The sequence below is a fragment of the Streptomyces lusitanus genome, assembly GCF_042647945.1.
GTDB classification, from domain to species: Bacteria; Actinomycetota; Actinomycetes; order Streptomycetales; family Streptomycetaceae; genus Streptomyces; species Streptomyces pseudogriseolus.
In genome coordinates this window covers 533,980-548,719 of the sequence record NZ_JBHRWL010000004.1, presented here as the reverse complement: position 1 = coordinate 548,719, position 14,740 = coordinate 533,980, and the positions used below count along the sequence as shown (strand labels likewise).

12 protein-coding genes are annotated in these 14,740 nt (G+C 74.2%); 7 read left to right on the top strand and 5 right to left on the bottom strand.

Translation table 11 applies throughout. The annotated features are described in order from the left end of the window. Positions 1-109: 109 nt before the first annotated feature. From ACFOSY_RS09185 to ACFOSY_RS09165, 5 genes are read right to left on the bottom strand one after another with little or no spacing between them, the layout of a single operon-like run. Positions 110-1,420: a DUF58 domain-containing protein gene (locus ACFOSY_RS09185; RefSeq protein ID WP_394306229.1), complete on the bottom strand. Its 1,311-nt coding sequence runs from the start codon at positions 1,418-1,420 to the stop codon at positions 110-112. Continuing rightward, positions 1,420-2,409: an AAA family ATPase gene (locus tag ACFOSY_RS09180; protein WP_394306247.1), complete on the bottom strand. Its 990-nt coding sequence runs from the start codon at positions 2,407-2,409 to the stop codon at positions 1,420-1,422. Before ACFOSY_RS09180 ends, ACFOSY_RS09185 begins: the two co-directional genes overlap by 1 nt. Then, positions 2,409-3,599, bottom strand: coding sequence for a DUF4350 domain-containing protein (locus ACFOSY_RS09175; protein ID WP_394306228.1), 1,191 nt, complete (start codon positions 3,597-3,599; stop codon positions 2,409-2,411). The genes ACFOSY_RS09180 and ACFOSY_RS09175 overlap by 1 nt, the downstream gene beginning before the upstream one ends. Next, entirely contained in the window at positions 3,596-4,348 is a 753-nt protein-coding gene (locus tag ACFOSY_RS09170; RefSeq protein ID WP_394306227.1) for a DUF4129 domain-containing protein, read from the bottom strand. The genes ACFOSY_RS09175 and ACFOSY_RS09170 overlap by 4 nt, the downstream gene beginning before the upstream one ends. A gap of 4 nt (positions 4,349-4,352) precedes the next feature. Further along, a complete protein-coding gene (locus ACFOSY_RS09165) occupies positions 4,353-5,687 on the bottom strand; it encodes a hypothetical protein (protein WP_394306226.1) in 1,335 nt (444 codons plus the stop codon). A gap of 140 nt (positions 5,688-5,827) precedes the next feature. On the opposite strand from ACFOSY_RS09165, the gene mtnA reads away from it, so the two are divergent. The 7 genes from mtnA (at position 5,828) to ACFOSY_RS09130 (ending at position 14,671) form a co-directional block, all read left to right on the top strand. Further along, positions 5,828-6,976, top strand: a complete 1,149-nt coding sequence (gene mtnA, locus ACFOSY_RS09160) for an S-methyl-5-thioribose-1-phosphate isomerase (protein WP_394306225.1) — start codon at positions 5,828-5,830, stop codon at positions 6,974-6,976. Between the two features lie 4 nt (positions 6,977-6,980). Next, positions 6,981-7,670 carry a two-component system response regulator MtrA gene (gene mtrA / locus ACFOSY_RS09155; protein WP_004987303.1) on the top strand — a complete coding sequence of 230 codons (690 nt, stop codon included), beginning with the start codon at positions 6,981-6,983 and terminating at the stop codon, positions 7,668-7,670. Position 7,671: 1 nt separating this feature from the next. Next, positions 7,672-9,789 carry an MtrAB system histidine kinase MtrB gene (gene mtrB / locus ACFOSY_RS09150; protein ID WP_394306224.1) on the top strand — a complete coding sequence of 706 codons (2,118 nt, stop codon included), beginning with the start codon at positions 7,672-7,674 and terminating at the stop codon, positions 9,787-9,789. Beyond that, positions 9,779-11,617, top strand: coding sequence for an LpqB family beta-propeller domain-containing protein (locus tag ACFOSY_RS09145; RefSeq protein ID WP_394306223.1), 1,839 nt, complete (start codon positions 9,779-9,781; stop codon positions 11,615-11,617). Before mtrB ends, ACFOSY_RS09145 begins: the two co-directional genes overlap by 11 nt. Positions 11,618-11,759: 142 nt before the next feature. Further along, a complete protein-coding gene (locus ACFOSY_RS09140; RefSeq protein WP_394306222.1) occupies positions 11,760-12,716 on the top strand; it encodes a ComF family protein in 957 nt (318 codons plus the stop codon). A 311-nt stretch (positions 12,717-13,027) separates the two neighbouring features. Further along, positions 13,028-13,720: a ribosome hibernation-promoting factor, HPF/YfiA family gene (hpf, locus tag ACFOSY_RS09135; protein ID WP_394306221.1), complete on the top strand. Its 693-nt coding sequence runs from the start codon at positions 13,028-13,030 to the stop codon at positions 13,718-13,720. 204 nt (positions 13,721-13,924) lie between these two features. After that, the gene (locus ACFOSY_RS09130) at positions 13,925-14,671 is read left to right on the top strand and encodes a response regulator (protein WP_006132445.1); all 747 of its coding nucleotides are present in this window, start codon (positions 13,925-13,927) and stop codon (positions 14,669-14,671) included. The last annotated feature ends 69 nt before the right edge of the window (positions 14,672-14,740 follow it).

Below are 14,740 nucleotides of genomic sequence, written 5' to 3'. Positions count from 1 at the left end.
GGGACCCTGTGGGAGAGTAGGACGCCGCCGAACAATTCTTGAAGAGAAAGCCCCCGTGCCATTCGGCACGGGGGCTTTCTGCGTTTACGGGCGCCCCGACACCCCGCCCTCACAACCGCCCCGCCGACTTCAGCGCCAGATATGCGTCCGCCAGCGCCGGCGCCAGTTCGTCCGGTGTCGCGTCCACGACCGTCACCCCGTGGCGGCGGAGCTGTTCGGCCGTACGGTCGCGCTCCGTCTGGGCCTGTGCGGCCGCCGCGGCCTCGTACACCGCGTCGACGTCCCCACGGCCCCGCGCCATGGACGCGATGTGCGGGTCGGCCACCGAGGCGAGCAGGACTGTGTGGCGCTGCGTCAGCCGGCTCAGGACGGGCAGCAGGCCCTCCTCCACCGGCGTCGCGTCCAGCGTCGTCAGAAGCACGATCAGGGAGCGGCGCGTGGCCGTGCGGAGCGCTGCCGCCGACAGGCCGCGCGCGTCCGTCTCCACCAGCTCGGGTTCCAGCGTGGCCAGGGCGTTCACCAGCGACGGCAGGACGTCGCTGGCCGCGCGGCCCTTGACCAGGGCGCGTACCCGGCGGTCGTAGGCCAGCAGGTCGACGCGGTCGCCGGCGCGGGAGGCCAGGGCGGCGAGGAGCAGGGCCGCGTCCATGGAGGCGTCCAGGCGCGGTGCGTCGCCGACCCGGCCGGCGGAGGTGCGGCCGGTGTCCAGGACGAGCAGGATGTGGCGGTCGCGCTCCGGGCGCCAGGTGCGTACCGCGACCTCCGACTGGCGGGCGGTGGCGCGCCAGTCGATGGAGCGGGTGTCGTCGCCGGGGACGTAGGCGCGGAGGCTGTCGAACTCGGTGCCCTCGCCGCGGGTGAGGACGCTGGTGCGGCCGTCCATCTCGCGCAGGCGGGCCAGCTTGGAGGGCAGGTGCTTGCGGCTGGTGAAGGGCGGCAGGACGCGGACCGTCCACAGGACCTTGTGGGCGCCCTGGCGGGTGAACAGCCCCAGGGGGCCGTAGGAGCGGACGGTGACGCGGTCCGCCTGGCGGTCGCCGCGGCGGGTGGGGCGCAGGCGTGTCGTGACGCGGCGGCGTTCGCCCGGGGGGATGGTCAGCCGGTGCCGGGACGCCTCCGTCTCCGTGCCGGGCGTCCAGCTGCTCGGCGGCCAGGCGTCGCGGACGCGGGCGCGCAGCGGGCGGCGGGAGGGGTTGGTGACCGTCAGGGTGACGTCGGCGGTGTCGCCGAGGCGTACGGAGGTGTCGCCGGAGCGGGTCAGGCCCAGGGTGCGGACGGGGGCGGCGAGGGCGTAGTCGCAGGCGCAGGCCACGGCCAGCGGGGCGTTGACGGCGAGGAGGCTCGTCCAGCCGGGGTCCCAGATGCCGACGGGGAGGGAGCCGAGGGCCGCGAGGAGGGCGGCGCGTCCGGTGGGCGCCATCAGCGGGGGACGGGGACGTGGGAGAGGACCGCGGTGATGACCGAGTCGGCCGTCACGCCCTCCATCTCGGCCTCCGGGCGCAGCTGTATGCGATGGCGGAGCGTGGGCAGGGCGAGGGCCTTCACGTCGTCGGGGATGACGTAGTCGCGGCCGGTCAGCCAGGCCCAGGCGCGGGCGGTCGCGAGCAGCGCGGTGGCGCCTCGGGGGGAGACGCCGAGGGTGAGGGAGGGCGACTCGCGGGTGGCGCGGCAGATGTCGACGACGTAGGCGGTGATCTCGGGGGAGACCGTGGTGGCGGCGACGGCGGTGCGGGCGGCCTCCAGGTCGGCGGCGGTCGCGACGGGGCGTACGCCGGCGGCCCGCAGGTCGCGCGGGTCGAAGCCCTGGGCGTGCCGGGTGAGGACGTCGATCTCGTCCTGGCGGGACGGCAGAGGGATCGTCAGCTTGAGCAGGAAGCGGTCGAGTTGCGCCTCGGGCAGGGGGTAGGTGCCCTCGTACTCGACGGGGTTCTGGGTCGCGGCGACCAGGAACGGGTCGGGGAGGGCGCGCGGGGTGCCGTCGACGGTGACTTGGCGTTCCTCCATGGCCTCCAGCAGGGACGACTGGGTCTTCGGGGGCGTGCGGTTGATCTCGTCCGCGAGGAGGAGGTTCGTGAAGACCGGGCCGGGCTGGAAGGAGAACTCGGCGGTGCGGGCGTCGTAGACCAGGGAGCCGGTGACGTCGCTCGGCATCAGGTCGGGGGTGAACTGGACGCGCTTGGTGTCGAGTTCGAGCGCGGCGGCGAGGGAGCGGATCAGGAGGGTCTTGGCGACGCCGGGGACCCCTTCGAGGAGGACGTGGCCGCGGCAGAGCAGGGCGACGACGAGGCCGGTGACGGCGGGGTCCTGGCCGACCACGGCCTTGGCGATCTCCGCGCGCAGGGCCTCCAGGGCGGCCCGGGCGGCGGCCGGGTCGCCGGTGGGCGCGGCGTTGTCGGTGGTCGGGTCCATCATGGACGGCGTACCTGCCTTTCGAGGGCGTCGAGTTGGTCGGCGAGCCGGATCAGAGCCGCGTCGTCGCCGGGGGGCGGGCCGAAGAGGAGCGTGTGCGGGGGCGGTCCGTCGCCGTCGAGGCGGGCGGACAGCGCGGGGAGCAGGGCCTCGGGTGTGTGTGCCTGGGTGCCGGGGACGCCGACGAGGGGGGCGAGGCGGGTGCGGGTGGCGGAGCGCAGGGCGAGGGCGGCGCGGTCGCGGGCGTCGGCCTTGCGGTAGAGGCGGGCGCGCCCTTCGGCGGTCTCGGAGGCGCGGATCGCCACGGGGAGCTTCTCCGGGACGAGGGGGCCGAGCCGGCGTGCACGCCACGCGGCGGCCAGGGCGGCGGCGACGAACAGCTGGAGGGCGCCCCAGAGCCAGCCGGAGGGCAGCAGGTCGAAGAAGCTCCTCTCGTCCTCGGTGCCCGCGGCGTCGGCGGGCGTGGGGAGGTACCAGACGAGGTGAGGGCGGGAGCCGAGGAGCTGGAGCGCCAGGGAGGCGTTGCCGTGCTCGTCCAGGCGGTCGTTGAGGAGGATGTCGGGGGCGCCGATGAGGACGGTGTCGCCGGTGCCGGAGGGGGCGGGGACGCGCAGCAGGGTGGCCAGGCGGTGGCTGTGGTAGCACTCGTCGGCGTCGGGGTGCGCGGAGGAGTAGCGGATGCCGCCGGTGTCGGCGTCGCCCGCGCGCCGGGCGGCGGGGAGGTCGCAGCCCGGTTCGAGGGTGGAGTCGAGGCTGTTGGCCGGGTCGGCCGTGACGCCGGGGGCGAGGCGTTCCACGGAGGCGATGCCGGAGGCGACCAGGACGGTGCGGCCGCCGGAGTCCTCGGTGGCCGCGCGCAGCCGCGTCTGCTGGCGGGGTGTCAGCAGGTCGGGCACGGCGACCAGGAGGGTGGTGTCGGGGCCGGCCGCTTCGGCGGCCTCGTCGAGGGTGGTGACCACGCGGGTGTCGACGCCGCGGTCGGCGAGCAGTTCGACGACGGCGCGGCTGCCGGAGGGGTCGGCGGAGCGCGGGTCGAGGTGGCCGTGCCGGGCGTCGGAGCGGACCACGGCGATGGCGACGGCCGCGACGACGAGCAGTACCAGCGCGAGGGCGACGCCCCGGGAGCGGGTCCACACCTGACGGGCGGTCGGGGAGGCCGAGGTGGCCGGGGAGGTGACCTCGGTCGTCATCCGGCGGCTCCCCGTCGGGCGTCGGGATCCGTGCCGCGGGCGCCGCTGCCGGCGAGGGCCGGCCTGGTGCGCTCCAGGTCGCCGTCGAGGGCGGCGAGCCGCCGGTAGGTGTCCTCGGTGGCGCTGCGGCCGCCGTACGTGACGTCGTCGAAGTCGCGGGCGGCGGTGCGCAGCCGGTCGGTGTGGGCGGGCAGGGGGCGGCCGGCCTCGGCGGCGGCCTCGTCGGCGGTGCGGCCGGGGCGGGGGTCAAGGAGGGCGCGTTCCTCCAGGGCGCGGACGACGGCCCGCATGCGTTCCTGGACGGCCTGGTTCCAGTGGCCCTGGGCGGCGTGCGCCTCGGCGGCTGCGCGGTGCTCGGCGGCGCTGCGGGGGCGGTCGTCGAACAGGGCGGGTGCGGAGGCCGGGCGGCGGCGCGGGGTGCCGAGGCGCCACCACAGGGCGGCGACGACGGCGAGCGCTGCGACGATGACGACGACCAGGCCGAGCGCGCCGCCGGGTGTCGCCGTGGACGCGGCGCTGAACAGTTCGCCGACCCAGTCCCAGAAGGCGTCCAGCGCCCGCTGAAGCCGGCTGGGGTCGTTCTCGTGGTACATCCGCTTCGACAGTTCCCGCCGGGCCGCCTCCCGCGCGGGGTCGCGCGGGAGGGTGACGGGCGGTTCGTCGTCGCCGCGCGCCAGCAGGCGTACGGCGGTGTCGGCGGCCGTGGGCAGGGCCCGTACGGCCTGGAGAACTCCCCCCGTGACGGTCACCGCATCAGCTCCGGCCGGTGCCGTCGGCGCCCTGGACGCCCGCGGCGCGCGCCAGTTCGAGGTCGAGGGCCTCGCGGCGGATGCGCTGGTCGATGTAGAGGAGCACGGTGACGCCGGCGGTGATCGGGAACGTGATCATGGAGCCGAGCACCGAGCCGATGCCGCTGATGATCAGGAACGTCCAGCCGATGTCCCCGCCGGTGGTGCTCACGAAGCCGGTGACGCCGTCGCCGCTGAACGCGGCGGCGAGGAACGTGAAGGGGATGACGATGATCGCCGCGACGACGTAGGCGATGATCGCGGCCAGCAGCTGGATGCCGAAGACCCGCCACCAGGAGCCGCGCACCAGCCGGGCGGAGCGGCGCATCGCCGTGACGATGCCCTGCTTCTCCAGCATCAGCGCGGGGGAGGCCAGCGAGAAGCGGACCAGGAGCCAGGCGGCGAACACGGCGGCGGCGAGGAGGCCGAGCAGGGTCAGCCCGAAGCCCACCTCGGCGCCGGCCGAGACGCTGACGAGGATGCCGGGCAGCGCGCCGACGGCGGCGATGCCCACCGCGATGAGTCCCAGCAGGAGGATCAGGCCGAACAGCTTGAGGATCCGGGGGCGGGCGTCGCGCCAGGCCTCGCCGGTGGTCACCGGCCGGCCGAGCACGGCACGGCTGGTGACGGTGGTGAGCAGGGCGGTCGCCGCGACCGTGCCGATCAGGGTGATGCCGTAGAGGACGGCGGAGCTGAGCAGCAGGTCGCCCATGACGTCGGTGAGTTCGCCGAGCGTGGCGCTCGGGTCGTCGAGCACCTCGGTGTTGGCGTCGTCCAGGACGAAGCCCTGGATCAGCACGGCGACGATCTCGGTGAGGACGGCGAGGGCCAGCGAGATGCCGAGGACGGTGCGCCAGTGGGTGCGCATGGTCGACACGGCGCCGTCGAGGAGCTCGCCGACGCCGAGCGGGCGCAGCGGGATGACGCCGGGCTTCGCGGCGGGCGGGGGGCCTCCCCAGCCGCTGCCCCAGCCTCCCCAGGCGCCCTGGCCGCCGGGTCCGCCGGGGGGCGGGGCGCCCCAGCCGGGGCCGGGGGGCGGCGGAGGGGCCTGACCGGGGCCGCCCGCGCCGGGGCCGCCCGCGCCGGGTGTGCCGGTGGGCGCGGACCACTGGCCGGCCGGGGGCTGGTCCTTGGACCACTTCACGCCCGGCTCCCGCGGGGCGTCACCCGACTGCCGCGGCCGGTCGGCGGACTCGTCGGGCCCGGGGCGGCCGTCGGACCCGGCGGGCCCGGACGCGCCCGGTTCCCGCCCGTCGGACGGGGCGGATCCGGGCGAGGCCCAGCCCGGAGTGTCGTTCATCGTCGCTCCTTCACGGTGCCCGGCCGCGGTCGCGGTGGCAGCTTGGACGCCATCGTGCCATGCGGTGCTCGCCCGCGGACCGGCCGAGGTCGGGGCAGCTCGCCTTCTGTTGTCGGCGTGACAGGGGGCAGACTGGCGGCATGGCTGATCAGTACGCGCACAGCGGTGACGACAAGCGGCCGACCGGGATGCCGGCACTGCGCTGGGAGGAACCTCCCGAAGGCCCGGTGCTGGTCCTGCTCGACCAGACGCGGCTCCCGGCCGAGGAGGTCGAGCTGGTCTGCACGGACGCGCCCGCGCTGGTGGAGGCGATCCGGTCGCTCGCCGTGCGCGGCGCCCCCCTGCTGGGCATCGCGGGCGCGTACGGCGTCGCGCTCGCGGCCGTGCGGGGCTACGACGTGGACGACGCGGCGGCGGCCCTGGAGGGCGCCCGGCCCACGGCGGTGAACCTGGCGGTCGGGGTGCGGCGGGCGCACTCGGCGTACCGGGCGGTGCTGGACGGGGGCGGAGACCCCCGGCAGGCGGCCGGGGCGGCGCTGGCCGCCGCGCGCACGCTGCACCGGGAGGACGCCGAGGCCAGCGCCACGATGGCGCGGCACGGGCTGGCGCTCCTGGACGAGCTGCTGCCCGGCGGCGGGCACCGGATCCTCACGCACTGCAACACCGGTTCGCTGGTGTCGGGCGGCGAGGGGACGGCGTTCGCGGTGGCGCTGGCGGCGCACCGGGCGGGACGGCTGCGGCGCCTGTGGGTGGACGAAACGCGTCCGTTGCTGCAAGGTGCTCGCCTGACGGCGTACGAGGCGGCCCGCAGCGGCATGGCGTACACCCTGCTCACCGACAACGCGGCGGGATCGCTGTTCGCGGCGGGCGAGGTGGACGCGGTGCTGATCGGCGCGGACCGCATCGCGGCCGACGGTTCGGTGGCGAACAAGGTGGGGAGCTATCCGCTCGCGGTGCTCGCGCGGTACCACCATGTGCCGTTCATCGTGGTCGCCCCGGTGACGACGGTGGACCCCCGGACGCCGGACGGGGCGTCCATCGAGGTGGAGCAGCGCCCCGGCCATGAGGTGACGGAGATCACGGCGCCGCAGGTGCCGGTGGCCGGAGCGGAGGCGGGAGGCGGCATTCCGGTGGCCCCGTTGGGGACGACCGCGTACAACCCGGCGTTCGACGTGACACCGCCGGAGCTGGTGACGGCCGTCGTCACCGAAGAGGGCGTCGTATCGCCCGTGACCACCGAGGCTCTGGCCGCCCTGTGTGCCAGGTCACGCCAGGTAACGATTAGCTAATGGGATGATGTCGTTTATGAAGGGACGAGTCCTTGTCGTCGACGACGACAGCGCACTGGCCGAGATGCTCGGCATCGTGCTGCGCGGTGAAGGTTTTGAGCCGTCTTTCGTAGCCGACGGCGACAAGGCGCTGGCCGCCTTCCGTGAGACCAAGCCGGATCTGGTCCTGCTGGACCTGATGCTCCCCGGCCGCGACGGCATCGAGGTGTGCCGCCTGATCAGGGCGGAGTCCGGGGTGCCGATCGTGATGCTCACGGCGAAGAGCGACACCGTCGACGTGGTGGTGGGCCTGGAGTCCGGGGCCGACGACTACATCGTCAAGCCGTTCAAGCCGAAGGAGCTGGTCGCCCGGATCCGGGCGCGGCTGCGCAGGTCCGAGGAGCCGGCTCCGGAGCAGCTCGCCATCGGCGACCTGGTGATCGACGTGGCCGGTCACTCCGTGAAGCGGGACGGGCAGTCCATCGCCCTCACCCCGCTGGAGTTCGACCTGCTGGTCGCCCTCGCCCGCAAGCCGTGGCAGGTGTTCACGCGTGAGGTGCTGCTCGAGCAGGTCTGGGGCTACCGCCACGCGGCGGACACCCGCCTGGTCAACGTCCATGTGCAGCGGCTGCGCTCCAAGGTCGAGAAGGACCCGGAGAAGCCCGAGATCGTGGTGACCGTCCGTGGTGTCGGATACAAGGCAGGACCCAGCTGACATGTCCGGTGACAGTGCCGCTTCGGCGCCCGGCCGGTCCGGGGGCCGTCCGGGGCGGCCTGTCGGCCGGGGGACGGCCGCCACCCGCTGGCGCCACCTCTTCGACGGCGATCTGCTCCAGGGCGGCGTCCAGGGCAGCCCGGTCGTCCGGCTCGTCATGCGCTGGGTGCGGCGTCCGCTGCTGCCCGTCATGCGGCTGTGGCGGCGCAACATCCAGCTCAAGGTCGTCGTCACGACGCTGCTGATGTCGCTGGGCGTCGTCCTGCTGCTCGGCTTCGTCGTCATCGGGCAGGTGCGCAACGGCCTGCTGGACGCCAAGGTGAACGCGTCGCAGAGCCAGGCCACGGGCGGTTTCGCCGTGGCCAAGCAGCAGGCCGAGCAGGCCGTGAGCGTCACCGGCGAGGAGGGCACCGCACCGGACGGCCGCCCCTCGCAGAGCGTCATCCAGTGGATGAGCGACCTCGTCGCCTCGCTGTCCAGCGGCGGCCAGGGCGCCTTCGACGTGGTGACCCTGCCCTCCGGCGGCGACAGCGGCAGCGGGCGCGGACCGCGCGCCTCCGGCGAGGTCAACCCGACCGCCAGCGTCCCCGCGGCGCTGCGCGAGCGGATCGACACCAGCACGTCGGCCGCGCAGAGCTACACGCGCATCGTCTACGCCACCGACAAGGAGTCCCAGCCGGCCCTCGTCATCGGCAAGCAGGTCAACGACCCCAACGGCGACCCGTACCAGCTGTACTACCTCTTCCCGCTCACTCAGGAGGAGAAGTCGCTGAGCCTGGTCAAGGGCACCCTGGCGACCGCCGGGCTGTTCGTGGTCGTGCTGCTCGGGGCGATCGCCTGGCTCGTGGTGCGGCAGGTGGTCACGCCGGTGCGGATGGCCGCCGGGATCGCCGAACGGCTGTCCGCGGGGCGGCTCCAGGAACGCATGAAGGTCACCGGCGAAGACGACATCGCCCGGCTCGGCGAGGCCTTCAACAAGATGGCGCAGAACCTCCAGCTCAAGATCAGCCAGCTCGAGGACCTGTCCCGGATGCAGCGCCGGTTCGTGTCGGACGTGTCGCACGAGCTGCGTACCCCGCTGACCACCGTGCGGATGGCCGCGGACGTCATCCACGAGGCGCGCGAGGACTTCGACCCGGTGACCGCGCGTTCCGCCGAACTGCTCGCCGACCAGCTCGACCGGTTCGAGTCGCTGCTCGCGGACCTGCTGGAGATCAGCCGCTTCGACGCGGGCGCGGCCGCCCTGGAGGCGGAGCCGATCGACCTGCGCGAGGTGGTGCGGCGCGTGGTCAGCGGCGCGGAGCCGCTCGCCGAGCGCAAGGGCACCACGATCAAGATCGTCGGCGACCAGCAGCCCGTGGTCGCCGAGGCCGACGCGCGGCGCGTGGAGCGGGTGCTGCGCAACCTGGTCGTCAACGCCGTCGAGCACGGCGAGGGCAGGGACGTCGTCGTCAAGCTGGCCGCGGCCGGGGGAGCCGTGGCGGTCGCGGTGCGCGACTACGGCGTCGGGCTCAAGCCCGGCGAGGCCACGCGCGTGTTCAGCCGCTTCTGGCGGGCCGACCCGGCCCGCGCCCGCACCACCGGCGGTACGGGCCTGGGGCTGTCCATCGCCCTGGAGGACGCGCGGCTGCACGGCGGCTGGCTCCAGGCGTGGGGCGAGCCCGGCGGCGGCTCACAGTTCCGGCTGACGCTGCCCAGGACGGCGGACGAGCCGCTGCGCGGGTCGCCGATACCCCTGGAGCCCAGGGACTCGCGGCGCAACCGCGGCCTCGACGACGCGGGGCTGCCCCGCGGCGGCGACGGCGAGAAGCGCGCCACGGTGCCGGTACGGCAGCCGGGCGCCGACGAACCGGCGCGGTCCGCCCGCGACCCGCTGGGCCGCGGGCCCGCCGCCCCGGCGCCCACGGCCGACCCCACCGCCCTGCCCGGCAACGGCGCGCGCGTGGTGGCCCGCTCGGGCAGCACACGGATGGCGTCGGGTGCGGCGCCCGGCGGGAACGGCGGGACGGACGAGGGCGCCTCCGCGGACGCGGACCGGCCGGCGGCCGGCAGGGACGGGGACGAGGACGGCGCACCGCGCGGTGCGGAGAAGGACGGGGAGGCCACGCGTGGGCGGTGAGCGTGTGAGGCGCGGGCGGGGGACACCGGCCAGGACGATGGCGTACGCCGCCTGCGCGGCGGTCCTGCTGGCCGGGTGCGCCTCGATGCCGGACAGCGGCGACCTGCGCGGGGTGGAGTCCACACCGCGCCAGGACACCCAGGTGCGCGTGTACGCCATGCCGCCGAGCGAGGACGCCACCCCCACCCAGATCGTCCAGGGCTTCCTGGAGGCGCTGACCAGCGACGACGCCGACTACAAGACCGCCCGCCAGTACCTGACCCCCGAGGCGTCGAAGTACTGGCGTCCGGAGCAGTCCACCACCGTGCTCTCCGACGGGCCCGGCGCCCGCGCCGACCGGGAGATCCGGGAGGACAGCACCGCCCTGACGTACACGCTGACCGGCACCAAGTTCGCGACCGTGGACGCGCAGCAGGCGTACGCGCCCTCCTCCGGCCACTACAGCGAGCTGGTGCGGCTGGTGAAGGACGACAAGAGCGGCCAGTGGCGCATCGACGCGGTGCCGCAGGGCGTCGTCATGGGCAAGTCGGACTTCCAGCGCAACTACACGTCGTTCAACAAGTACTACTTCGCCTCGAACGTGAACGTGAACGGGTCGTCGCTGCCGATGGCGGTCGCCGACCCCGTGTACGTGCGCCGGCACGTCGACCCCACGACGCGGCTGGTGCGCTCGCTGGTCTCCGGGCCGACGAGCTGGCTCGACCCCGTCGTCCGGTCGAGCTTCCCGACCGGCACCCAGCTGCGCAAGGGCGCGGGCCCGCTCACCCCGGACGACCGGGGCGTACTCACCGTGCCGCTCAACGACCGGGCCTCCGAGGTCGGCACCGGCCGCTGCGAGGAGATGGCCGCCCAGCTGCTGTTCACCCTGCGCGGCCTCAGCCCCGCGGTGGAGGAGGTCGAACTGCGGGCCGACGGCGGGCAGTTGTGCTCGCTCACCCAGGACGGCGCCGAGACCGTGGCCACCCGGGGCGCGCTCAACCAGCCGGACTACCTGTACTTCCTCGACGGAGAGCAGAAGCTCGTCCGGATCGCCGCCGGCAGCCCCGGCGGGGACGCCGAGCCGGTGCCCGGCGCGCTGGGACAGGGCGAGCAGAGGCTGCGCTCGGTGGCGGTCGCGCGGGACGAGCGCACGGCGGCCGGCGTCGGGGTGAACGGCCAGTCGCTGTTCGTCTCCGCGCTGGCGCAGGGCGCCACCCTCGGCGAGCCGGTGCTGCGCAGCCAGGGCGCGACCGAGCAGGACCGGCTGACCCCGCCGAGCTGGGACGCCCAGGGCGGCCTGTGGGTCGCCGACCGTAACCCCGCCCGCCCCGGCCTCTATCTGCTGGAGCAGGGCGCGGGCCATCCGATCCAGGTGCGCACGCCGGGTCTCGAGGGCCGCATCCAGGCGGTCCGGGTGGCCGCCGACGGGGTGCGCATCGCCCTCGTCGTGGAGAAGGGCGACCAGCGGTCGCTGCTCATCGGGCGGATCGAGCGCAGCGGCCCGGACGAGGCCGGGTCGAGCGAGCGGCCCACGGTCACCGTGGTGGAGCTGCGGTCGGCGACGCCCGAGCTGGAGCAGGTCACCGCCATGTCGTGGGCCGGGGACAGCAGGCTCGTGGTCGTCGGCCGGGAGCACGGCGGCGTGGAGCAGATGAAGTACGTCGAGGTCGACGGCTCCACCCCGGACGTGCCGCCGCCCGCCGCGCTGACCGGCGTGAAGGCGCTCACCGCCGCCGGCGACGAGACCGCGCCGCTGGTGGCCTACTCGGTGGACGGCATCGTCCGGCTGCCGTCGGGGGCGCAGTGGCAGAAGGTGACGGGGGGGACGGCGCCGGTCTATCCGGGGTGAGGGGAGACCCACCGAGCGTGCTCGCACGGCCGAGCGTGCTCGCACGGCCGTTTCCCGCTCCGGTGTTCGAGCGGTTCCGGGGCTGGTCACACGGTTGTCCACAGGGGTGGCCGGGTGGCCGGGGCGTTGGCACAGTGAGCCCATGCGGAGCTGGTGGCGGGACCTGACCGACCTGGTGCTCCCGGCCGAGTGCGGCGGGTGCGGCAGGCCCGGCGCCGTGCTCTGCGCCCGGTGCCGCGCGGCGCTGGGCGGCGGGGCGCCGTGCCGGGTGAGGCCGGCGCCCGAGCCTCGCGGACTGCCGCCCGTGCACGCGGCCGCCCCTTACGACGGCGAGGTGCGCGCCGCGCTGCTCGCCCACAAGGAGCGCGGCGCCCTGGCCCTCGCCCGGCCGCTGGGCGAGGCCCTGGCGGGCGCGGTACGGGCGGGACTGCGGGCTCCGGGGGCGCGCGGGCGGCCCGGGCGCGGTGCCGACGCGGGCGCGGCGTCGAGCGGCCCGGTGCTGCTCGTCCCCGTACCGTCCGCCCGGCGGGCCGTGCGGGCGCGTGGGCACGACCCGACGCGGCGGATCGCGTACGCGGCGGCGGGTGAGCTGCGGCGGACAGGGGTACCCGCCGCAGTACTCGCCGCGCTGCGGCAACGGCGGCCGGTGGCCGACCAGTCGGGACTCGGCTCGAGGCAGCGGCTGGCCAATGTCGCGGGCGCCCTCGGGGTGGCACCGGGCTGCGTGCGGCTGCTGCGCCGGGGCCGGGTCGTGCTGGTCGACGACCTCATGACGACCGGGGCGACCCTCGCCGAGGCGGCGCGCGCGGTTCTGGCCGCGCAAGGGCTGCCGCAAGGGCCGTGCGGCCCGGAAACGGAATCTGTCGAAAGGGGCCGGACGGCATCGAGCAAATCGCGGCCCGCGTTCGTGTACCTGGGTGAGACATGGGAAGGGTCAGGGCAACGGCGGACACCGCCGCCGGCAGGGAGCGGAGCGGACCGGCAGTGCGGCCGGCCGTCGAGGGAGGCGTACGGGAAATACGCCGGCGGGGCGCCGGACCTGGTGTGCGCGGCCGTCGTGGCGGCGTCGCCGAATGCGTTCGGAATACACCGAAACTGACGGAGAACTTACGTCGTTGCAGGTAATCAGAGGGTTAATTCCCCTGAATGGAGGTACGTCGCGGTAGAGGGTGACGCCATCCCTCCGTGCGAGATATGTTCGGTTGTGAGGGAAAGCCGCAGGCCACACCCCTCTGATCGGAATGCGGTGGTGCGGGCTTTTCGACATCACCCGTGCCGGTGGACTGGAGATCTCGCTCGTGGGGGAGGAGGTGGACGTCACCGAGTCCGAGGCTCCGGGCGACACCGGAGCCTGGTGCAAAAGGAGACACATCCGCAGCGAAGCGGAGTGATCCGGGAACGGAGTTCTGCGTGGACATCGTCGTCAAGGGCCGCAAGACCGAGGTGCCCGAGCGGTTCCGGAAGCACGTGGCCGAGAAGCTGAACCTGGAGAAGATCCAGAAGCTCGATGGCAAGGTGATGAGCCTGGACGTCGAGGTGTCCAAGGAGCCCAACCCCCGACAGGCCGACCGCTGTGACCGGGTGGAGATCACGCTCCGCTCCCGCGGTCCGGTGATCCGGGCGGAGGCGTCGGCGAGCGACCCGTACGCGGCGCTCGACCTGGCAGCGGAGAAGCTGGACGCCCGGCTGCGCAAGCAGCACGACAAGCGTTTCTCACGGCGCGGCGCGCGCAGGATCCCCGCCGCCGAGGTCCCCGACCACGTGCCCGGTGTGGCCACGCTCAACGGGTCCGGCGCGAACACCGCCCAGGAGCAGGAGCAGGCGGTCCCGACCAAGAAGATCGGCTCCCTGGAGGTCCAGGGCGACGGGCCGCTGGTGGTCCGCGAGAAGACCCACGTGGCCGCACCCATGACCCTCGACCAGGCGCTCTACGAGATGGAGTTGGTCGGGCACGACTTCTACCTCTTCGTCGACTCCGAGACCAAGGAGCCCAGCGTCGTCTACCGGCGCCACGCCTACGACTACGGCGTGATCCACCTCAGGACCGACACGATGGTCACCGAGAACCACTCCCCCGAGGCGGGCGGAACCCTCGGCGGCTGACCCGCCGGGCGACAGCACAGCAGGTGCCCCTGGTGCGCGTGTGCGCCCCCAGGGGCACCGGCGTGCCACCGCCCGGCGGCCGCACCGGCGCCCCGGTGACGGTGCGGCATGGAATCATGGCGGCAGCGGCTCAACAGGTGGGCCGTTGCCTTGGGTTGGCGATGGTCAGGACCACAGGCCACAGCCTTCAGGGGGAGGAACGCGATGGCGGACAGCTTCGGACCGATGCGGGACGAGGATGCCGACGACGGCGTCGTCGGCATGGGCCCGGACGCGGACACTCCGCGCAAGGAGCCGATCAGAGTCCTTGTGGTGGACGACCACGCGCTGTTCCGCCGGGGTCTGGAGATCGTGCTCGCCGCCGAGGAGGACATCCAGGTCGTCGGCGAGGCCGGGGACGGCGCCGAGGCCGTGGAGAAGGCGGCCGACCTGCTGCCCGACATCGTCCTGATGGACGTGCGGATGCCCAAGCGGGGCGGCATCGAGGCCTGCACCTCCATCAAGGAGGTCGCCCCCAGTGCCAAGATCATCATGCTGACGATCAGCGACGAGGAGGCCGACCTCTACGACGCCATCAAGGCGGGCGCGACCGGCTACCTCCTCAAGGAGATCTCCACCGACGAGGTGGCCACCGCCATCCGCGCCGTCGCCGACGGGCAGTCGCAGATCAGCCCCTCCATGGCGTCGAAGCTGCTCACCGAGTTCAAGTCGATGATCCAGCGCACCGACGAGCGCCGGCTCGTCCCCGCGCCCCGGCTGACGGACCGCGAGCTGGAGGTCCTCAAACTCGTCGCCACGGGGATGAACAACCGGGACATCGCCAAGGAGTTGTTCATCTCCGAGAACACCGTGAAGAACCACGTGCGCAACATCCTGGAGAAGCTCCAGCTGCACTCCCGGATGGAGGCCGTGGTCTACGCGATGCGGGAGAAGATCCTCGAGATCCGCTGACCTCGCGGCCTCGCGGACACCGCTGACCTCACGGACCCCGCCGACCTGGCGACCCGCGCAGGGCGCAGC